We start from the raw sequence: 19,040 nt of genomic DNA on the forward strand, positions 1-19,040 counted from the left end.
TGGTGTTTCCCTCCAGCGATGTTGAAGCCAAAAAGACGACCCTGAGTCTCGAACTGGAAAGCCCTGCTGAACAACTGACACAAGATCAAGACGCTGCCGAAGCCGTCCAAGCCACAAACGAGGCCGCAGCCTCCCCCTTCGCGCAGATCGAAAACAACGCTGAAGACACGCCCGCGTCCGCCCAAGCGGAGCCTGCGATCGAAGAAAAGAAAGACCCGGGCCACCATGAGGTCATAGTTGCCAAAGGCGACACGCTCTCCACTCTCTTCGAAAAGGTTGGGCTGCCGTCGACCCTGGTCCACGAGGTCCTGGCCAGCGACAAGAAAGCCAAACAGTTCGCTCGGCTCCAGAGGGGTCAGAAACTCGAGTTCGAACTCAGCCCAGACGGACAACTGACCAGCCTGCATACCAAACTAAGTGACCTGGAAAGCATCACCCTGAGCAAAAACGACAAGGGTTATGCGTTCAACCGCGTCATCACCAAACCAACCGTGCGCTCAGCCTATGCTCACGGCGTCATTAACAGCTCATTGTCGCAATCGGCCGCACGCGCCGGCCTTTCCCATAGCCTGACAATGGACATGGCCAGCGTGTTTGGCTACGACATCGACTTCGCTCAGGATATTCACCAGGGCGACGAGTTCGACGTCATTTACGAACAGAAAATGGTCAACGGAAAAAGCGTCGGCAACGGCCCTATTCTTTCCGCCCGCTTCACCAATCGCGGCAAGACCTACACGGCGGTGCGCTACACCAACAAACAAGGCAACAGCAGCTATTACACTGCCGACGGCAACAGCATGCGCAAGGCATTTATCCGTACGCCGGTTGATTTCGCCCGCATCAGCTCAAGATTCTCCGTAGGCCGCAAACATCCCATCCTGAACAAGATCCGCGCCCATAAAGGCGTCGACTACGCAGCTCCCCGCGGCACCCCAATCAAGGCCGCCGGAGACGGCAAAGTGCTGTTGGCCGGACGCCGGGGTGGCTATGGCAACACCGTGATCATCCAGCACGGCAACACTTACCGTACGCTGTATGGCCATATGCAGGGCTTCGCAAAAGGCGTGAAAACCGGCGGCAGCGTCAAGCAAGGCCAGGTGATTGGCTATATTGGCACTACCGGTCTGTCCACCGGGCCGCATTTGCATTATGAATTCCAGGTCAACGGCGTTCACGTTGATCCGCTGGGCCAGAAGCTCCCCATGGCCGATCCGATTGCCAAGTCCGAGCGCTCACGCTTCCTGGCTCAGAGCCAACCCTTGATGGCTCGCATGGACCAGGAAAAAGCCACCATGCTCGCCTCAAGCAAGCGCTAAACCATGGCGCACTATATCGGCGTGATGTCTGGCACCAGCCTGGATGGACTGGATATCGCGCTGATCGAACTGACTCCGGCGATCAAGTTGATCGCCACGCACTACATCCCCATGCCCGCCTCCCTGCGCACCGAAATGCTCGAGTTATGCAGCAGCGGGCCCGATGAGATCGCTCGCTCAGCCATTGCCCAACAAAACTGGGTAAGGCTGGCTGCGCAGGGCGTCCACACGCTGCTCGACGCACAGAAGCTCAAACCTGAAGGTATCCGGGCAATCGGTAGCCATGGTCAGACCATACGACACGAGCCGGCCCGTGGCTTTACCGTGCAGATCGGCAACCCCGCATTGTTGAGCGAATTGACCGGCATTGCCGTCGTCAGCGATTTTCGCAGTCGCGATGTCGCTGCTGGCGGGCAAGGCGCCCCGCTGGTTCCTGCGTTTCACGAAGCACTGTTTGAAGAACGGGCCGGCAATCGCGCCGTACTGAATATCGGCGGCTTCAGCAATCTCAGCCTGATAGAACCCGAAAAGCCCGTAGCCGGTTTCGATTGCGGCCCTGGCAACGTATTGCTGGACGCCTGGATACATCAGCAACGGGGCGAGCACTTTGATCGCGATGGTCTGTGGGCTGCCAGCGGAAAAGTCGAACCGGCTCTGCTAAAGGCTCTGCTTGGCGACCCTTTCTTTGTCACTCAAGGCCCTAAAAGCACAGGGCGCGAAGTGTTCAACCTGTCCTGGCTGACCCAGCACCTGTCGCACCTACCGGTCTTCGCCCCTGAAGACGTGCAGGCAACGCTACTCGAACTGACGGCCCTGACCATCGTCCACTCACTGCAGAATGCCCAGACCAACACTCAGGAGCTGCTGGTTTGCGGCGGCGGCGCGCACAACCGCACACTCATGAAGCGGCTGGCCGACTTACTGCCAAACACCCAAGTCAGCAGCACGGCCACTTACGGCGTAGACCCGGATTGGGTCGAAGCCATGGCCTTTGCCTGGCTGGCCCATTGCTGCCTTGAAGGCATTTCAGCGAATCGCCCAAGTGTCACCGGCGCACGGGGTTTGCGCATACTCGGCGCAATCTATCCCGCCTGAATCCATTTTTCGCCGCACAGCAAAACGCCGCAGAGCCGTAAGGCGCTGCGGCGTTCTTATTTAAAGCCTCAGATCGAAAACGAAGAACCGCATCCACAGGTTGTGGTGGCGTTAGGGTTCTTGATGACGAAGCGCGACCCTTCCAGCCCTTCCTGATAATCCACCTCAGCACCCGCCAGGTACTGGAAGCTCATCGGATCGACCACGAGGCTGACACCTTCGCGTTCGACGATGGTGTCGTCATCAGCCACTTCCTCATCGAAAGTGAAGCCGTATTGAAAACCCGAACAACCGCCGCCCGTCACAAAAACGCGCAGCTTTAAACGATCATTCCCCTCCTCATCGACCAGGCTCTTCACCTTGTGCGCGGCACCGTGGGTGAATTGCAAAGCCGTGGGGGTGAAGGTTTCGACGCTCATGCTGAATATCTCCCGGCGCTTACGCCGCCATAATGCGTGATGACGCGCATTATCCGCTTCTCCTAGAAAATCGGTCAACTATTTGAGAGGCAGGCGCAAACTACACGTTATGAGCTGCAAGCCTGGCGCTTCAAGCTTGCAGCCTCAGATTGGAGTTAAGGCAACATCCCAGCGTGGGACAGACCCAGACGCTCATCCAGCCCGAACAGGATGTTCAAGTTCTGCACAGCCTGGCCGGACGCGCCTTTGACCAGATTATCGATGACCGACAACACCACTACCAGATCGCCATCCTGTGGGCGATGCACCGCGATCCGGCAAACGTTAGCGCCGCGTACGCTACGAGTTTCAGGGTGGCTGCCAGCCGGCATCACATCGACGAACGGTTCGTTGGCGTAACGCTTCTCGAACAACGCTTGCAGGTCTACGGAACGGTCGACGACGGTTGCGTACAGCGTGGAGTGAATGCCCCGAATCATCGGCGTCAGGTGCGGCACAAAAGTCAGGCCGACATCCTTGCCTGCCGCGCGACGCAGCCCCTGGCGGATTTCCGGCAGATGACGGTGGCCTTTGACGGCATACGCCTTCATGCTTTCCGACGTCTCGGAGTACAACGAGCCGACACTGGCACCACGGCCGGCACCGCTGACACCCGACTTGCAGTCGGCGATCAGACGCGACGCATCAGCAAGCCCCGCCTCGAGCAGCGGCAGGAAACCCAGTTGCGTTGCCGTTGGATAGCAGCCCGGGACAGCGATCAACCGTGCCTGCCTGATTTTCTCGCGATTGACTTCCGGCAGGCCGTAGACCGCCTCGTCCAGCAGATCTGGCGCACCGTGTGGCTGACCGTACCATTTGGCCCACTCTTCAGCGTCCTGCAGACGGAAATCTGCCGACAGGTCGATGACCTTGGTCCCGGCGGCCAGCAGCTCGCCTGCCAGGGCATGGGCAACACCGTGAGGCGTGGCGAAGAACACCACATCACAGGCCCCGAGGGTCTTGATGTCCGGAACGCTGAACGCCAGGCCGTCGTAATGGCCCCGCAGGTTCGGATACATGTCGGCGACGGCCAGTCCAGCCTCGGATCGGGAGGTAATGACCACCACCTCAGCCTGCGGATGCTGTGCCAACAGACGCAGCAGTTCGACACCGGTGTAACCCGTGCCGCCGACGATACCGACCTTGACCATATACCTGCCCTCAACGAACCCACTGGAAAGCTGTCGATGATAGGGGCCGCGCGGCCCGGCGACAACCGCCAAGGTGACGTGTGGCCGCTCTAGCCTCTACTATCGGGCTACCGTGAATCTGGGAATACAAAAAAATGCTCTATCTATGGCTCAAAGCACTTCATATCATCAGCATGGTCTGCTGGTTCGCCGGCCTGTTCTACCTGCCTCGCCTGTTCGTCTATCACGCCCAAAGCGAAGACAGCGTCAGCAAAGAACGCTTCATCGTCATGGAGCGCAAGCTGTATCGCGGCATCATGGGGCCGGCGATGATCGCCACCCTCGTATTCGGCATCTGGCTGCTGAGTCTCAACGCCAGTGCCTACTTCACTCAAGGCGGCTGGATGCACGCCAAGCTGACCCTGGTGGTATTGCTGATCGGCTATCACCATATGTGCGGCGCGCAATTGAAGCGCTTCGCCCGTGGCGAAAACACCCGCAGCCATGTCTTTTATCGCTGGTTCAATGAAGTGCCGGTTCTGATATTGCTGGCTATCGTAATTCTGGTCGTGGTTCGGCCGTTCTAACTTTCAATCAGCACCACCTTATCCGGGGTACTTCCGATGTCGCTGCCCGCTCTGCTTGAACAACGTTTGCGTCTGCCCGTCGTGGCAGCGCCGATGTTTCTGATTTCCAATCCACAGCTGGTACTGGCCTGCTGCCGCAACGGAATCGTCGGCAGCTTTCCGGCGCTGAACCAGCGCGAAAGCAGTGGTTTCAAGGCTTGGCTGGAAGAAATCGAAGCGGGCCTGGCAACAATGGAAAACCCGGCACCCTATGCCGTGAACCTGATCGTCCATCATAGTAACCCACGGCTTCAGGCCGACCTGGCCATCTGCATCGAACATCAGGTGCCGATTGTCATCACCAGCCTGGGCGCCGTGAAAGAACTGGTGGATGCGGTTCACAGCTATGGTGGGCTAGTATTCCACGATGTCACCACGCGCCGTCATGCCGAGAAAGCTGCCCAAGCCGGTGTCGACGGTTTGATAGCGGTCGCCGCCGGCGCAGGTGGCCACGCCGGGACCTGGAGCCCTTTCTCACTGGTCGCCGAAATCCGCCAGTTCTTCGACAAAACCCTGCTGCTTGCGGGATGTCTGAACCACGGCCATCAGATTCTGGCCGCCCAACTGCTTGGCGCGGATTTGGCCTACTTCGGCACACGCTTTATCGGCACGACCGAAAGCCATGCGCCTGACGCTTATAAAGAGATGTTGCTCACATCCAGAGCCGCAGACATCGTGCATACTCCTGCGGTGTCTGGAGTGCCGGCCAGCTTCATGCGCCAAAGCCTGGAAAACGCCGGTTTCGACCTGGCCGCCCTGCAGGGCAAGGGCGAGGTGGATTTCGGTTCCAAACTCAAGCCACTGAACGACGAAGCCAAGGCCTGGAAAACCGTATGGTCCGCAGGCCAGGGCGTGGGTGAAATCCATGATCTGCCAAGTGTCGATCAGCTAGTGACACGCCTGGATGAAGAATACCGGCAAGCGCTGGCCCGCGCGACACAACTCGGCGGCCAATGGCCCCGCTGAAATCAACCGGATCAAAACCATTGCTTAACCTTATGAGACAAGGATGCCTGGCATGAGCGAAACCCGTTTCAATATCGTATTTGATGGAGCCCTGCTGCCGGGTGTCGAAACCACCACAGCCAAGCTCAACCTGGCTGAACTGTTCAAAAGCGATGTCAGTGCCATTGAGCGGTTGTTCAGCGGGCGCAAGGTGGCGCTTAAAAGCAACCTGTCCCAGGCCGAAGCGCAGAAGTACCTGGAGGCTCTCAACAAGAGCGGGATCGATGCACGAATCGAAGCCGAACCTTCCCTCGAACTGAACCTGGACGAGGTACAGCATTCGCCGCCGTCGAACGGACGCCACCCGGACTCCATCATCGACCCGGTATCGCCCTACGCGCCACCCCGAGCCGAGGTGGGTGAGGCAATGGCCGAGTACAGCACGCTCAAGCCCTTCAGCTTCGATGGGCGCATCGGACGGCTGCGCTTCCTGGGCTGGACCATGGCCTTGACGCTGGTCATGCTGTTTGTGGTGGGCACAGCCTTTTCATTGGGCGTGACCTGGTTCTTCGCCTCCAGCTCCACAGCGGCAATGATCGTCGGCGGCCTGCTGGGACTGATCATCGCACTGGGCTTTGCTTATGTAAGCATCCAGTTCAGCGTCCAGCGCCTGCACGACCTGGGTTGGTCCGGGTGGTTGTGGCTGCTCAACCTGGTGCCGTTCGTGGGCAGTGTCTTCCCCTTCGTACTCATGGCCTTGCCCGGCAACACCGGCGCCAATCGCTATGGCCCCCCGCCGCCGCCCAACAGCACTGCGGTCAAGGTACTTTCGTCGCTGTGGATTGTCATGATCGTGGTGGCTTTCCTTGCCGCAATGGCCGGGGCATTCAGCGGCATCACAGAGGAATACGACAGCAGTTCCTTGAGCAGCTATGAGAGCAGCGAGCTCATTGATGAAGACACTGCAGAACCAGCCGTCGAAGCAGCCGAGCCTGCTTCGCCTTCTGTAGACTATGAAGAGGAACAATAAGCGCGCTTCGTGCCGGTGACAGCTCAGTACACTGGTGACGGGCCGTTGCGATGGAGAACTGCATGACCCGTTACGCTCTGATCACTGGCGCCTCCAGTGGCATTGGCCTGGCAATGGCCGAAGCACTCGCCCGCCGCGGTCGCGACCTGATATTGGTGGCTCGACAGCGTGATCGGCTGGAAAGTATTGCAATCGAATTGACTCAGCGTTTTGGCGTGGAGGTGTTGTTCCGGGCTTGTGACCTGGGGGAACCGCTGAGGCTTTCAGGCTTTCTGCTCGAGCTGGAAGAAGGCGAGCGACAGATCGACCTGCTGGTCAATTGTGCCGGTATCGGCACCAGCGGGCCGTTCCTGGGCCAGGACTGGATGACCGAGCAGGACCTGATCGAAGTCAACATCCTCGCCTTGACGCGGCTCTGTCACTCGGTAGGCAACAGCATGGCGCTGCAGGGCGGTGGCCAGATCCTGAACGTTGCATCGATCGCCGCGTTCCAGCCTGGCCCCTGGATGAGCACCTATCACGCCAGCAAGGCTTACGTGCTGCATTTCTCCGAAGCCCTGCGGGTCGAGCTGAAAAAAAGCGCAATAAAGGTATCGGTGCTTTGCCCTGGCCCGACACGAACCGGCTTTTTCGCCCGGGCGCAGCTCAATGAACAGAAATTCAACGACAGTCAAACCCTGATGAGCCCGGAGGAAGTCGCGCTGTATGCCGTGCGCGCACTGGAAAAAAACCGGGCGATCATCATTCCTGGGCGCCGCAATCGCTGGCTGGCGGCGTTGCCGCGACTGGGCCCGCGATGGCTGGTTCGCACGATTGCCGGCATGACCAACAAGGCCTGCTGCCCCCGCTGAATGCCTTTTCCCGTGAAAAACCGGGCTCGCCAATCGCGCCTTAAGTACACTCAAGCTCGACTAACCCAATGGAGAAACAGCTGTGGATACTCTGTTTACCAAGATCATCAACCGGGAGATTCCGGCCAAGATCATTTACGAAGATGATCAAGTTCTGGCGTTCCACGACATCGCCCCTCAAGCACCTGTGCATTTCCTGGTCATCCCAAAGAAACCGATCCGCACGCTCAATGATCTGACCGAAGAAGACAAAGGCTTGGCCGGGCATATCCTGTTCACTGCCCAGCGCCTGGCGCTTGAACTGGGCTGCGAAGAAGGTTTTCGTGTGGTGATGAACTGCAATGAACTTGGGGGACAGACCGTCTATCACATTCATATGCATGTGCTTGGGCAGCGCCAGATGAACTGGCCGCCGGGTTGATACCCTGACCCAACGCAAATCCTGAGCGGCCGATTGAGTTAAACTGGCCGCCGAGATTTTTCCCGGAGGTAAGCATGACTACCCAACGTCACTACTCACCGATTGACCGTCTACTGCTGCAAGCTGATACCGCGATGCGTACGCTGCTGCCCTTCAGTGGTCAGCCCTACCGTCCATCGCCGGCTATCGTGCAACCAGACGTGCAAATGAGTGACGAGCAAACCCGCCATGTCGCTGGGCTGATGCGCATCAACCACACCGGTGAAGTCTGCGCCCAGGCGCTGTATCAGGGCCAGGCGCTGACGGCGAAGCTGCCCCAGGTACGTGAGGCGATGGAGCATGCCGCCGAGGAAGAAATCGACCATCTGGTCTGGTGCGAACAACGCATTCACCAACTGGGCAGCCATACCAGCGTCCTGAACCCGTTGTTTTATGGGATGTCATTTGGAATCGGTGCAGTGGCCGGGCTGATCAGCGACAAAGTCAGCCTCGGCTTTGTGGCGGCCACTGAACATCAGGTGTGCAAACACCTGAATGAGCACTTGGAGCAGTTGCCGGCCGAGGACGAAAAGTCCCGGGCGATTCTCAAGCAGATGCGCGAGGATGAAGAGCAGCACGCCGAAAGTGCGCTCGAGGCCGGAGGGTTTCGTTTTCCAGCGCCGGTGAAGTTCGGCATGAGCCTGCTGGCCAAGGTCATGACCAAGAGCACCTATCGAATCTGATCGTGCAAGGGTGGCGAAGGGGTTATACCCACGCCACAGCGTTGCAGGCCTGTGCGTTCATCCACGTTCTACAGAAACTAAAAAAGGCGACTCCCATGGGGAGCCGCCTTTTTTGTAGCTGAAACCTTCAGCGTGGCATGTTGCGCGCGTAGAAAATTTCCAGCATTTCGTGTTTCACACGGTCTTCCACCTGATCCCGCTGTTCAGCAGAGAGGTTGCTGGTAGCGTCCCCGAACAGGTAGTTATCAAGCTCGAAGTTCTTGAGCAGCATTTTGGTGTGGAACAGGTTTTCCTGATACACGTTCACGTCGGTCATCTGATACGCGTCGCGAGTGTCTTCGGAGAGATAGTTCTGAATCGAGTTGATCTCGTGATCAATAAAGTGCTTGTGGCCTTCAACGTCGCGGGTAAAGCCACGCACGCGATAATCCACCGTCACGATGTCCGAGTCGAACTGGTGAATCAGGAAATTGAGTGCCTTGAGCGGTGAAATGACGCCACAGGTCGACACGTCAATGTCCACACGGAACGTCGCAATGCCATCCACCGGGTGGATTTCCGGGTAGGTATGTACCGTAATGTGGCTCTTGTCGAGGTGGGCCAGGATGATTTCCGGCAATGGGCCCGGGGACTCTTCGATCTGGCTGTCGGTCGGTGTCACCGGTTCTTCCGAGATCAGAATGGTCACGCTGGCGCCTTGGGGTTCATAGTCCTGACTGGCGATGTTCAGGATGTTGGCACCAATGATATCGACAACTTCCGTGAGGATCTGCGTGAGGCGCTTGGCGTTGTACTCTTTATTGATGTACTCGACGTAGGCCTGCTGGTCCTGCGGGGTTTCCGCATAGCAGATGTCATAGATGTTGAAGCTCAAGGTCTTTGTCAGGTTATTGAACCCATGGAGCTTGAGTTTGCTTTTCACCGTTTGAAAACTCTCTATGTATTGCGGCCTGGCCGCGTGATCAAGCATGCCCGTCAGATGCGAACGACGCACCTGCGTAGGACGGTTAACACCTCTTCGCGATGGCGATTTTGGTTGTCTGTCCAGACAAGGGACCGGCCGGAGGACCGATCACTGCCCTGAAAAAAGTGGCGCATTATGCAGAGGTCGGCTTCTGATCGCCAGAGCTTGCACTGCTTTTATGATGGTTGGATGTCGATTCAACCCAATTCGATGATTTCATAATCGTGGGTGATTTCAACACCGGCGGCGCCGAGCATGATGGAAGCCGAGCAATATTTCTCGGCTGACAGCTCAATGGCGCGCTTGACCTGGGCTTCCTTCAAGGCACGCCCCTTCACCACGAAATGCATGTGAATCTTGGTGAACACTTTCGGGTCTTCGGTGGCGCGCTCCGCTTCCAGGAAGGCTTCGCAACTTTCGACGGCCTGGCGCGATTTTTTAAGGATGCTGACCACATCGAAATTACTGCAACCACCCACGCCCAGCAGGAGCATTTCCATCGGCCTTACACCCAGGTTCCGACCTCCGGCTTCTGGCGGGCCATCCATGACTACCACATGACCGCTACCTGACTCACCGAGGAACATGGCTTCGCCAGCCCATTGGATGCGTGCCTTCATCGCCAAGACTCCACTGTCTGAAAAAAGGGTCGCCAGCTTAGCACAGCCCCCCGCCACGGCGGCTTCTGCCTTAGGACGCATGACAAATACGTGTAGGTAAATTCTCAAATCAATTAAGGACGCCTCTGTTAAGCTGGCGCCAATTAGCTGGCGTATGGCCAGCTATAGCGATTGCCATTCGCGCCCCACAAAAAATCCAAATCAATACACCGCGCAGTCTTTCGGGATACAACCATGGTTGCCATTACTCCCACACCCAAGATCAAGAATCTCGACAAACTCTTGATGCATTGTCAGCGTCGCCGCTATCCGGCCAAGCACAACATCATCTGCGCGGGCGATCGCTCCGACACCCTGTCGTTCATCATCAAAGGGTCGGTCACGATCCTGATCGAGGATGATGACGGTCGCGAAATGATCATCGCCTATCTCAACGCCGGGGATTTCTTCGGCGAACTTGGATTGTTTGAACAGGCAGGCAAAGAACAGGAACGTAGCGCCTGGGTACGGGCCAAGGTCGAATGCGAGGTCGCGGAGATCAGCTATAGCAAGTTCCGGGAACTGTCGGTGCAGGATCCCGACATTCTTTACGTCCTCAGCGGACAAATCGCACAGCGCCTGCGCAACACTACCCGCAAGGTGGGCGACCTCGCCTTCTTCGACGTGACCGGTCGCGTCGCCCGCTGCTTGCTGGAACTGTGCAAGCAACCCGATGCCATGACCCACCCGGACGGCATGCAGATCAAGGTGACGCGCCAGGAAATCGGCCGGATTGTGGGTTGCTCGCGGGAGATGGTCGGTCGTGTGCTCAAGGATCTGGAAGAGCGCAACCTGGTCAGCGTCAAAGGCAAGACCATGGTGGTCTTTGGGACGCGCTAGGCGAGCAGCCTGGTCAGCAGTTCCCGGTACAGCGCCTCAAGCCGCTGCAACGCGTGAGGCGCCGGGAATTTTTCATGCAAGGCAATATGACTCTCGGCGCGCACTCGCTGCGCCAGGCCACAGGCTTCATTGAAACGATTGACCGCGGCAACCATCGATTCGCGTTCGTTCTCCAGCAACAGGGCTCCATGCACCAGACCTACCGGGCGTTGGCCGCCCTTGCTCTGACGCCAGCGCTGAGCAGTGCCGACCATTTTCCGGCCGTCGAGATTGACGTTGAATCGACCGTCGCAGAACGCACCCTCGACTTCACCCAACGAAGCCACCCCACCCAGCTCATCCAATAACTGGCAGATCGGATCACACAACCGGCGATAACCGGTTTCGATGCGGCCATGGTCGCCTTCACTACGCGGCGGAGCGTAAACCAGGGCGATATTGACGGTGGCGGCAGACTGCGGCACCGGCTCACCGCCGGTTTCGCGCAGCAGCACTGGCCAGTCGTGGGCCGCCGAGATTTGGCAGGCGTGTTCGAACCCCGGTAAACGACTCAAACGACGAGGCATGACCAGCGCGCGATCATTGGGCTGCCAGAACAACAAGCCGAACTCAGCGTCGCCTGCACAGATGCTGGCCAGCAAATCCTGTTCAGCTTGCAGACCGGCTTCGACGGTCAGGGAAATCACGGGCGACATTGAATCAATCCAGCGTCGAACCGCTTATCGGAACGCCGCGTTCAGGGAAGAACAGACGTTGCAACTCGGTACCCGGATTTTCCGCGCGCATGAACGCTTCGCCCACCAGGAACGAATACACATCGCTGACTTCCATCAGTTCGACATCGGCCCGGTTCAGGATCCCGCTCTCGGTGATCACCAAGCGATCACGCGGAATACGCGGCAACAAATCCAGAGTCGTTTCCAGGCTGACTTCGAAAGTATGCAGGTTACGGTTGTTCACCCCGACCAGCGGAGTATCGAGGGTCTTCAAGGCCCGCTCCAGCTCCTCGCCATCGTGGACCTCTACCAGGACATCCAGGCCCACGCCTTTGGCGACCGCCGCCAGCTCGGCCATTTTCACATCGTCCAGGGCGGACACAATCAACAGCACGCAATCTGCGCCCAGGGCTCGGGCTTCAACGATCTGGTAAGGATCGATCATGAAATCCTTGCGAATCACCGGCAGCTTGCACGCCTCCCGCGCCTGTTTGAGGTATTCATCGGCGCCCTGGAAAAAATCAATATCGGTCAGCACCGAAAGGCAAGTCGCACCGCCCTTCTCATAGCTCTTGGCGATGTCGGCGGGGACGAAGTGTTCACGAATCACGCCTTTGCTGGGGGAAGCCTTTTTAATTTCGGCAATCACCGCTGGCTGCTTTCTCTTGGCCTGATCGATCAGCGCCTTGGCAAAGCCACGCGGCGCATCCGCTGCCCGCGCCAAGGTTTCCAGCTCTGCCAGACTGACCCGAGCACTGCGTTCGGCAACCTCTTGAGCCTTGCGAGCCAGAATGTTTTCCAGAACCGTTGGCACACTCATCCTTCGTTCTCCACTTTGAATACGGCGGTAAATGCACCCAACTCTTCGAGTTTTTCCCTGGCAAGGCCGGTGTGCAACGCATCATGGGCCAGTTCCACGCCCTGCTTGAGGCTGCTGGCGTGATCCGCCGCATACAACGCGGCGCCCGCATTGAGCACGATCATCTCGGCGGCCTTCTGGCCATTTTCAGTCTTGCGGCGCCCCAAGGCATCGCGAATCAGCTCCAGCGACTGGGCCGGCCCATCCACCGCCAGCCCATGCAGGCTCTGGCTCTTCATGCCCAGGTCTTCAGGTTCGACCCAATACTCGCTGATCTGATCATTTTTTAATTCAGCCACGTACGTGGGTGCAGCCAGGCTGAATTCGTCCAGGCCATCCTTCGAATGGACCACCAGCACGTGCTTGCTGCCCAGACGCTGCAAGACCTCGGCCAGGGGTCGGCACAATGCCTGGCTGAACACACCGACCACTTGATGCTTCACGCCGGCCGGATTCGTAAGCGGGCCGAGCATATTGAACATCGTCCGCAGGCCCAGATCACGACGCGGCGCGGCGGCGTACTTCATGGCGCGGTGGTGGGTCTGGGCGAACATGAAACCGATGCCCACGTTATCGATGCAACGCGCCACCTGTACTGGCGTCAGGTTCAGGTAGATCCCGGCCGCCTCCAGCAGGTCGGCGCTGCCACTCTTGCCGGAGACCGCACGATTGCCATGCTTGGCAACGGTACAACCGGCCGCGGCGACGACGAAGGCCGAGGCCGTGGAAACGTTGAAGATATTGGCGCCGTCACCGCCGGTGCCCACCACATCCACCACGCCATCCAGGGTCTTGAGCTCGACCTTGTCCGCCAGCTCGCGCATGACCGAAACCGCGCCGACGATCTCATCGATGCTCTCGCTCTTCATGCGCATGGCCATCATGAATGCGCCGATCTGCGCATCCGAGCATTGGCCGGTCATGATTTCGCGCATCACATCGCGCATTTCGTCGGTGCTCAGGTCGAGATGGCCGACGATACGGCTCAGGGCTGTCTTGATATCCATGAAAAGTCCTTAGCGCGTGCCGCCGGTTTGTTTGAGGAAGTTGGCGAACAGCTCGTGACCCTGTTCGGTGAGAATAGACTCGGGGTGAAATTGCACGCCTTCGATATTCAACGTTTTGTGACGAAGCCCCATGATTTCATCCACAGAGCCGTCCTCGAGCTGAGTCCAGGCGGTCAGCTCCAGACAATCTGGCAGGGTTTGGCGCTTGACGATCAGGGAGTGGTAGCGGGTGACGGTCAGCGGAAGATTCAGACCTTCGAACACGCCCTTGTTCTCGTGAAATACCGGGCTAGTCTTACCGTGCATGACTTGCCGGGCGCGCACCACGTCGCCGCCAAAGGCCTGGCCGATCGACTGGTGCCCTAGGCAGACACCCAGGATCGGCAGCTTGCCGGCGAAATACTTGATGGCTTCGATGGAAATGCCCGCTTCGGTCGGCGTGCAAGGACCGGGAGAGACCACGATGCGCTCGGGCTTGAGGGCTTCGATTTCGGCGATGGTCAGTTCGTCGTTGCGCACGACCTTGACCTCGGAGCCCAGCTCGCCCAGGTACTGCACAACGTTGTAGGTAAAAGAGTCGTAGTTATCGATCATCAGCAACATGGCGTAAGCAACCTATTGAATTCACTGACTTGAAATACAGCCTTCGGAGAGTGACCCGCGCGGTGTTGCGCTTGGCGAGGCGTGTGATGGGCCAGCGAAGCGACTTTCAAGCGGGTAAAGAAGGCAAATCGGTACAGGTCCGGCCAGGCCGGCAGAGAACGTTCAGGCGCGCCAACGCCAACGGGCGTGTGCCTTGATCAATTGATCCAGAAGTTTGCTGACAATCGACACAGGGGAAGTCTCGTTCATACGTTCCGGCACAGTAGCTTAGCTGGACGGTGCACGCAATATGACGACCCCCGAAGGGCTTTGAAACAATCGCGACGAGCCTGATGGATGGCAAAACGCCGGAAGTTTTTGGTACTGTCGTTTCGTTTTCTAACAACAATAAGATAAAAACGGACTTTCTCATGCTAAGAAAAACGTTATTCGTACCAATGGCCGGCTGTCTGCTGGCAATGGCCTGCGCCCAGGCGAGCGCCGCGCCCAATCCCTACTCCAGCTTCATCGTGTTTGGCGACAGCCTCAACGATGCCGGCCAGTTTGCCGACCCGGACGGTCCGTCCGGGGCCACGCAACGCTTTACCAACCGCACCGGCCCGCTCTATCTCGACGGCAGCGGCGAATCCTATTCCCTCAATTCCACCCAACTGCTGGGCGGACGGTTGGGCTTTTCCGATGATGAAACCGCGGCATCCACCTCGGCGGTTCGTGCCAGCGAAGGCCAGGCCGATGGCAACAACTGGGCCGTGGGCGGGTATCGCACCGACCAGATCCTCGAGTCGATTACCGGTGTTTCCGACACTGGTGAGCGCAGCCGTGACGGATACCTGCTGTCCAACGGCCTGCGTGCCGACCCGAACGCGCTGTACTACCTTTCCGGGGGCGGTAACGACTTCCTCCAGGGTCTGGTACTGACCCCCGCCCAGGCGAACGCCGCCGCGGACCGCCTGGCCGACAGTGTCCAGGTGCTGCAAACCGCCGGAGCCCGTTATGTGATGGTCTGGCTGCTGCCCGACCTGGGCCTGACCCCTGCGCTCAATGGCACGCCTTTGCAAGACGCCGTTTCGCAGCTCAGCAACCAGTTCAACCAGCAACTGGTCACGCGGCTGCAAGGCATTGATGCCGAAATCATTCCACTGAACGTTCCGCTACTGCTGCAGGAAAGTTTCGCCGATCCAGCACGATTCGGCCTCGCCACCGGCGAGAACCTCACCGCCACCTGCTTCAGCGGCAACGGCTGCACGGAAAACCCCACCTATGGCATCAACAGCGCGACGCCAGACCCCACCAAGCTGATCTATAACGACTCGGTCCACCCCACCGAGACCGGACAGCAACTGATCGCCGATTACGCCTTTTCCCTGCTCGCGGCGCCATGGGAGCTGACATTGCTGCCGGAAATGGCCCACTCGACCCTGCGCGCCCACCAGGATGAATTACGCAGCCAGTGGCAATCGGACTGGGAGAACTGGCAAGCCGTCGGCCAATGGCGGGCGATCGTCGCAGGCGGCGGCCAGCACCTGGACATCGACAGCCAAAACAGTGGCGCCAGCGCCGACGGCAGCGGCTACAGCCTGAACGTCGGTGGCAGCTATCGTCTCAACGAGGCTTGGCGCGTGGGTGTAGCCGCCGGTTTCTACCGCCAGGACATGGAGGCAGGCAGCGCCGATTCGGACTACAAACTCAACAGCTACCTGGCCACCGCTTTCGCCCAGTTCCAGCAGAACCGCTGGTGGGCCGATGCCGCGTTGACCGGCGGCAAGCTCGACTACGACAACCTGGAGCGCAAGTTCGACCTGGGCGTCAACCAGGCGCAAGAGAAAGGTGACACCGACGGTCACCTGTGGGCATTCAGCACGCGCCTGGGCTACGACATTGCCCAGCCGGGCAGTCAGTGGCACCTGTCACCGTTTATCAGCGCCGATTATGCGAAGGTGGAAGTCGACGGGTATTCAGAAAAGAGCAGCCGCTCCATCGCCCTGACTTTCGATGACCAGACCCGCGACTCGAAACGCTTGGGCATTGGCTTGCAAGGCAAATACAACTTCACCCGTCAGACCCAGGTGTATGGCGAATATGCCCACGAACGCGAGTACGAAGACGACACCCAAAAAGTGAACATCGCCCTCAACAGTCTGCCGGCCAATGATTTCACGCTTGAAGGCTATACGCCGCAGAGTCATTTGAATCGCCTGAGCCTGGGGGTCAGCCACAAGTTGACCAACGATCTGGCCCTGCGGGGCGGTTATACGCTGCGCAAGGACGATGACTTTACCCAGCAGGGCGTGAATGTCGGGGTCAGTCTGGATTTCTGATCGAGATAACCCTGTGTGGGAGCGAGCCTGCTCGCGATGAGGCCGTCATGTTCGACACATGCATCGCCTCGCGAGCAGGCTCGCTCCCGCAGTAGATCGGCTTCTATTCAGTCGCTTGGGGTCTGCTCGGCCAGCGCCACGGCACGGAACATTGCCCGGCGCTTGTTCAGGGTTTCTTCCCACTCCAGCACCGGCACCGAGTCGGCCACGATCCCGCCGCCGGCCTGCACGTGCAGCTCACCGTCCTTGATGACGGCGGTGCGGATGGCAATGGCAGTGTCCATGTTGCCGTTCCAGGCAAAATAGCCCACGGCCCCGCCGTACACCCCACGCTTGACCGGTTCCAGTTCGTCGATGATTTCCATGGCGCGGATTTTCGGGGCGCCAGACAACGTTCCTGCCGGCAGGATGGCCCGCAGGGCGTCCATCGCCGTCAGCCCGGCCTTCAACTGGCCCGTGACGTTGGAGACGATGTGCATCACGTTGGAATAACGCTCGATGACCATCTTTTCGGTGAGCTTCACCGAACCGACTTCCGAGACGCGCCCGGTGTCATTGCGGCCCAGGTCGATCAGCATCAGGTGCTCGGCGATTTCCTTGTCATCCGACAGCAGGTCCTCTTCCAGCGCCCGGTCGGCTTCCTCCGTGGCCCCACGAGGGCGGGTGCCAGCGATAGGCCGCACAGTGATCAGGTTGTCTTCGACCCGCACCAGCACTTCGGGTGAACTGCCTACAACGTGGAAGTCACCGAAGTTGAAGAAGTACATGTAAGGCGTCGGATTGAAACAGCGCAGTGCCCGGTACAGGTCGATGGGCGCGGCCTTGAAGTCGATGGACATCCGTTGCGACGGCACCACTTGCATGCAGTCGCCGGCCAGGATGTATTCCTTGATGGTATCGACGGCCCTTTCGTAATCGTTCTGAGTGAAACTGGAACGGAACACCGGGTCGGCCGCCGACTGTTTGCTGAAATCCAGGCCAGGACGCGGCGTGATCGGCTGCCGGAGTTTTTCCAGCAGCGCCTGAAGACTTTTCTGACCTTGCTCGTAGGCGTCTTCCCGGGACGGATCGGCCAGGACAATGGCGTGCATCTTGCCGGCGAGGTTATCGAAGACGACCACTGCGTCAGAGACCATCAGCAAAATGTCCGGCACGCCCAGCGGGTCCGGGTTCGGGCAGGTGCCCAGACGCTTTTCCACATAGCGTACGCAGTCGTAGCCGAAATAACCCACCAGGCCACCGTTGAACCGCGGCAGGCCGGGGATGGTAGGCACGTTGTAGCGAGCCTTGAAGGTTTCGACGAAGGCCAGCGGATCTTCGACCTCCAGGCTTTCGATCTCGACGCCGTCATGGGTCACGCTGACACGATGGTCATGGACCCGCAGCACCGTGCGGCACGGCAGGCCGATGATGGAATAACGGCCCCATTTCTCACCACCCTGCACCGATTCGAGCAGGTATGAGTTGGGCTCATCGGCCAGCTTGAGGTAGATCGACAGCGGCGTGTCGAAGTCGGCCAGGGTTTCGCAGGCAAGCGGGATACGGTTATAGCCGGCAGCGGCTAGACGCAGGAATTCTTCGCGGATCATGGTGTGCCTCGTGGCAGGAGGAGCTGACAGTCAGGTATGCAAACGCGCCGGATAACCGGCCAGGATCAGGTCAGGCGCGCCAACGCCAGCGGGCCAGGGCCTTCATGACTTTCATCCAGAGTTTGCGAGTGACCACCACGATGGCGTTTCCAGAAGAGGATTGAACAGCGTCGGGCAACGTTATCTCAGCGGCCGGGTCCAGGCAACCGGGAATTAACAGGCGCAAATCGTCGATCACCAGCGCGGGAAACTCTTCGGCGATCGGCCGGCCATGGTTGTAGCCGTAGCTCAGCGCCACACATTTGACCCCGGCGGCTTTCGCCGCCAACACATCGCTGCGCGAGTCGCCGACGAACAGCGATTGAGAGGCCGGGATGTTGGCCATTTTCATCACGAAAAACAGCGCGGCCGGGTCAGGTTTTTTCTGTGGCAGGGTATCGCCACCGATGATCCAGCGAAAATAACGACCGATTTTCATCTGATCCAGCAGCGGCGCGACAAAGCGCTCCGGCTTGTTGGTGATCAGGGCCATTTCCACGCCTTGCTTGTGCAGCCACTTGAGGGTGGAACGCACACCGGGGTAGACGACCGTCAGTTCGTGATTGCCTTCATAGGCTTCGTTGAACAACTCCAGCGCCCGCTCGGCCTCGGCGTCATCGACGCCCTGGGCATCGATATGGTTGGCCAGGGCCCGCCGCACCAGCATGGGCGCGCCGTTGCCGACCCAGTGGCGCACGGCGTCAATTCCGGCGGCCGGGCGACCGAGCTTGAGCAGCATGTTGTCCACGGCCGCCGCCAGGTCCGGCACCGAGTCGACCAGCGTGCCGTCGAGGTCGAACATCACCAGACGCGGCAGGCTGCCGGGGAACAGCTGCTCAAAGCCGCTCA

The 19,040-nt window shown here is 59.0% G+C and carries 20 protein-coding genes; 10 read left to right on the forward strand and 10 right to left on the reverse strand.

What is annotated here, in order from left to right:
• The coding region (locus GSM73_RS22780; RefSeq protein ID WP_256677063.1) for a peptidoglycan DD-metalloendopeptidase family protein at positions 1-1,319 on the forward strand (1,319 nt) is incomplete at its 5' end.
• A 3-nt stretch (positions 1,320-1,322) separates the two neighbouring features.
• The gene (locus GSM73_RS22785; protein WP_047228041.1) at positions 1,323-2,414 is read left to right on the forward strand and encodes an anhydro-N-acetylmuramic acid kinase; all 1,092 of its coding nucleotides are present in this window, start codon (positions 1,323-1,325) and stop codon (positions 2,412-2,414) included.
• 68 nt (positions 2,415-2,482) lie between these two features.
• Here GSM73_RS22785 and erpA read toward each other — a convergent pair whose 3' ends face one another.
• The gene (erpA, locus tag GSM73_RS22790; RefSeq protein ID WP_003206114.1) at positions 2,483-2,833 is read right to left on the reverse strand and encodes an iron-sulfur cluster insertion protein ErpA; all 351 of its coding nucleotides are present in this window, start codon (positions 2,831-2,833) and stop codon (positions 2,483-2,485) included.
• 155 nt (positions 2,834-2,988) lie between these two features.
• Positions 2,989-4,023 carry an N-acetyl-gamma-glutamyl-phosphate reductase gene (gene argC / locus GSM73_RS22795; RefSeq protein WP_047228042.1) on the reverse strand — a complete coding sequence of 345 codons (1,035 nt, stop codon included), beginning with the start codon at positions 4,021-4,023 and terminating at the stop codon, positions 2,989-2,991.
• A gap of 134 nt (positions 4,024-4,157) precedes the next feature.
• Here argC and hemJ point away from each other — a divergent pair, with 134 nt between their 5' ends.
• From hemJ to coq7, 6 genes are all read left to right on the forward strand, one after another.
• On the forward strand, positions 4,158-4,589 hold the full coding sequence (gene hemJ, locus GSM73_RS22800) for a protoporphyrinogen oxidase HemJ (RefSeq protein ID WP_047228043.1): 432 nt from the start codon (positions 4,158-4,160) through the stop codon (positions 4,587-4,589).
• A gap of 36 nt (positions 4,590-4,625) precedes the next feature.
• Entirely contained in the window at positions 4,626-5,594 is a 969-nt protein-coding gene (locus GSM73_RS22805) for a nitronate monooxygenase family protein (RefSeq protein ID WP_047228044.1), read from the forward strand.
• A gap of 52 nt (positions 5,595-5,646) precedes the next feature.
• Positions 5,647-6,603: a DUF805 domain-containing protein gene (locus GSM73_RS22810; protein ID WP_160893912.1), complete on the forward strand. Its 957-nt coding sequence runs from the start codon at positions 5,647-5,649 to the stop codon at positions 6,601-6,603.
• A gap of 62 nt (positions 6,604-6,665) precedes the next feature.
• Positions 6,666-7,454, forward strand: coding sequence for an SDR family oxidoreductase (locus GSM73_RS22815; protein WP_047228046.1), 789 nt, complete (start codon positions 6,666-6,668; stop codon positions 7,452-7,454).
• Positions 7,455-7,536: 82 nt separating this feature from the next.
• On the forward strand, positions 7,537-7,875 hold the full coding sequence (locus GSM73_RS22820; RefSeq protein ID WP_003316306.1) for a histidine triad nucleotide-binding protein: 339 nt from the start codon (positions 7,537-7,539) through the stop codon (positions 7,873-7,875).
• A gap of 74 nt (positions 7,876-7,949) precedes the next feature.
• Positions 7,950-8,597 carry a 2-polyprenyl-3-methyl-6-methoxy-1,4-benzoquinone monooxygenase gene (gene coq7 / locus GSM73_RS22825; RefSeq protein WP_047228047.1) on the forward strand — a complete coding sequence of 216 codons (648 nt, stop codon included), beginning with the start codon at positions 7,950-7,952 and terminating at the stop codon, positions 8,595-8,597.
• A gap of 127 nt (positions 8,598-8,724) precedes the next feature.
• Here the strand turns inward: coq7 and speD are convergent, their stop codons facing one another.
• Positions 8,725-9,519, reverse strand: a complete 795-nt coding sequence (gene speD / locus GSM73_RS22830) for an adenosylmethionine decarboxylase (RefSeq protein ID WP_047228048.1) — start codon at positions 9,517-9,519, stop codon at positions 8,725-8,727.
• A gap of 239 nt (positions 9,520-9,758) precedes the next feature.
• Positions 9,759-10,181 carry an OsmC family protein gene (locus tag GSM73_RS22835; RefSeq protein WP_003206127.1) on the reverse strand — a complete coding sequence of 141 codons (423 nt, stop codon included), beginning with the start codon at positions 10,179-10,181 and terminating at the stop codon, positions 9,759-9,761.
• Positions 10,182-10,415: 234 nt separating this feature from the next.
• Between GSM73_RS22835 and crp the strand changes: the two genes are divergently transcribed.
• The gene (crp, locus tag GSM73_RS22840) at positions 10,416-11,060 is read left to right on the forward strand and encodes a cAMP-activated global transcriptional regulator CRP (RefSeq protein WP_047228049.1); all 645 of its coding nucleotides are present in this window, start codon (positions 10,416-10,418) and stop codon (positions 11,058-11,060) included.
• On the opposite strand, the gene GSM73_RS22845 is transcribed toward crp, so the two are convergent.
• Genes GSM73_RS22845 through GSM73_RS22860 form a run of 4 tightly spaced genes read right to left on the reverse strand, consistent with a single transcriptional unit; the run spans position 11,057 to position 14,245 of the window.
• Positions 11,057-11,755, reverse strand: a complete 699-nt coding sequence (locus GSM73_RS22845; RefSeq protein WP_047228050.1) for a lipoate--protein ligase family protein — start codon at positions 11,753-11,755, stop codon at positions 11,057-11,059. The two genes, crp and GSM73_RS22845, sit on opposite strands and share 4 nt — an antisense overlap.
• Before the next feature lie 4 nt (positions 11,756-11,759).
• Positions 11,760-12,596 carry an indole-3-glycerol phosphate synthase TrpC gene (gene trpC / locus GSM73_RS22850; protein ID WP_047228051.1) on the reverse strand — a complete coding sequence of 279 codons (837 nt, stop codon included), beginning with the start codon at positions 12,594-12,596 and terminating at the stop codon, positions 11,760-11,762.
• Positions 12,593-13,642, reverse strand: a complete 1,050-nt coding sequence (trpD, locus tag GSM73_RS22855; protein WP_047228052.1) for an anthranilate phosphoribosyltransferase — start codon at positions 13,640-13,642, stop codon at positions 12,593-12,595. The genes trpC and trpD overlap by 4 nt, the downstream gene beginning before the upstream one ends.
• Before the next feature lie 9 nt (positions 13,643-13,651).
• On the reverse strand, positions 13,652-14,245 hold the full coding sequence (locus GSM73_RS22860; protein WP_047228053.1) for an aminodeoxychorismate/anthranilate synthase component II: 594 nt from the start codon (positions 14,243-14,245) through the stop codon (positions 13,652-13,654).
• A gap of 410 nt (positions 14,246-14,655) precedes the next feature.
• Here GSM73_RS22860 and estP point away from each other — a divergent pair, with 410 nt between their 5' ends.
• Entirely contained in the window at positions 14,656-16,563 is a 1,908-nt protein-coding gene (gene estP, locus GSM73_RS22865; RefSeq protein ID WP_160893914.1) for an esterase EstP, read from the forward strand.
• 107 nt (positions 16,564-16,670) lie between these two features.
• Here the strand turns inward: estP and trpE are convergent, their stop codons facing one another.
• Both trpE and GSM73_RS22875 read right to left on the reverse strand, forming a co-directional pair.
• Complete coding sequence (trpE, locus tag GSM73_RS22870) at positions 16,671-18,152, reverse strand: anthranilate synthase component I (protein WP_047228055.1); 1,482 nt, start codon at positions 18,150-18,152, stop codon at positions 16,671-16,673.
• A 70-nt stretch (positions 18,153-18,222) separates the two neighbouring features.
• Positions 18,223-19,040, reverse strand: an 818-nt coding sequence (locus tag GSM73_RS22875) for a phosphoglycolate phosphatase (RefSeq protein ID WP_256677064.1), incomplete at its 5' end; no start/stop codon positions are given.

The organism is Pseudomonas sp. PICF6 (genome assembly GCF_009831705.1).
GTDB classification, from domain to species: Bacteria; Pseudomonadota; Gammaproteobacteria; order Pseudomonadales; family Pseudomonadaceae; genus Aquipseudomonas; species Aquipseudomonas rhizophila.

Excerpts from the sequence above, each read along its gene's own strand:
- GSM73_RS22785 (WP_047228041.1), top strand. The coding sequence starts at position 1,323 with ATGGCGCACTATATCGGCGTGATGTCTGGCACCAGCCTGGATGGACTG.
- erpA (WP_003206114.1), bottom strand. The coding sequence starts at position 2,833 with ATGAGCGTCGAAACCTTCACCCCCACGGCTTTGCAATTCACCCACGGT.
- argC (WP_047228042.1), bottom strand. The coding sequence starts at position 4,023 with ATGGTCAAGGTCGGTATCGTCGGCGGCACGGGTTACACCGGTGTCGAA.
- hemJ (WP_047228043.1), top strand. The coding sequence starts at position 4,158 with ATGCTCTATCTATGGCTCAAAGCACTTCATATCATCAGCATGGTCTGC.
- GSM73_RS22805 (WP_047228044.1), top strand. The coding sequence starts at position 4,626 with ATGTCGCTGCCCGCTCTGCTTGAACAACGTTTGCGTCTGCCCGTCGTG.
- GSM73_RS22810 (WP_160893912.1), top strand. The coding sequence starts at position 5,647 with ATGAGCGAAACCCGTTTCAATATCGTATTTGATGGAGCCCTGCTGCCG.
- GSM73_RS22815 (WP_047228046.1), top strand. The coding sequence starts at position 6,666 with ATGACCCGTTACGCTCTGATCACTGGCGCCTCCAGTGGCATTGGCCTG.
- coq7 (WP_047228047.1), top strand. The coding sequence starts at position 7,950 with ATGACTACCCAACGTCACTACTCACCGATTGACCGTCTACTGCTGCAA.
- GSM73_RS22835 (WP_003206127.1), bottom strand. The coding sequence starts at position 10,181 with ATGAAGGCACGCATCCAATGGGCTGGCGAAGCCATGTTCCTCGGTGAG.
- crp (WP_047228049.1), top strand. The coding sequence starts at position 10,416 with ATGGTTGCCATTACTCCCACACCCAAGATCAAGAATCTCGACAAACTC.
- GSM73_RS22845 (WP_047228050.1), bottom strand. The coding sequence starts at position 11,755 with ATGTCGCCCGTGATTTCCCTGACCGTCGAAGCCGGTCTGCAAGCTGAA.
- trpC (WP_047228051.1), bottom strand. The coding sequence starts at position 12,596 with ATGAGTGTGCCAACGGTTCTGGAAAACATTCTGGCTCGCAAGGCTCAA.
- trpD (WP_047228052.1), bottom strand. The coding sequence starts at position 13,642 with ATGGATATCAAGACAGCCCTGAGCCGTATCGTCGGCCATCTCGACCTG.
- GSM73_RS22860 (WP_047228053.1), bottom strand. The coding sequence starts at position 14,245 with ATGTTGCTGATGATCGATAACTACGACTCTTTTACCTACAACGTTGTG.
- estP (WP_160893914.1), top strand. The coding sequence starts at position 14,656 with ATGCTAAGAAAAACGTTATTCGTACCAATGGCCGGCTGTCTGCTGGCA.
- trpE (WP_047228055.1), bottom strand. The coding sequence starts at position 18,152 with ATGATCCGCGAAGAATTCCTGCGTCTAGCCGCTGCCGGCTATAACCGT.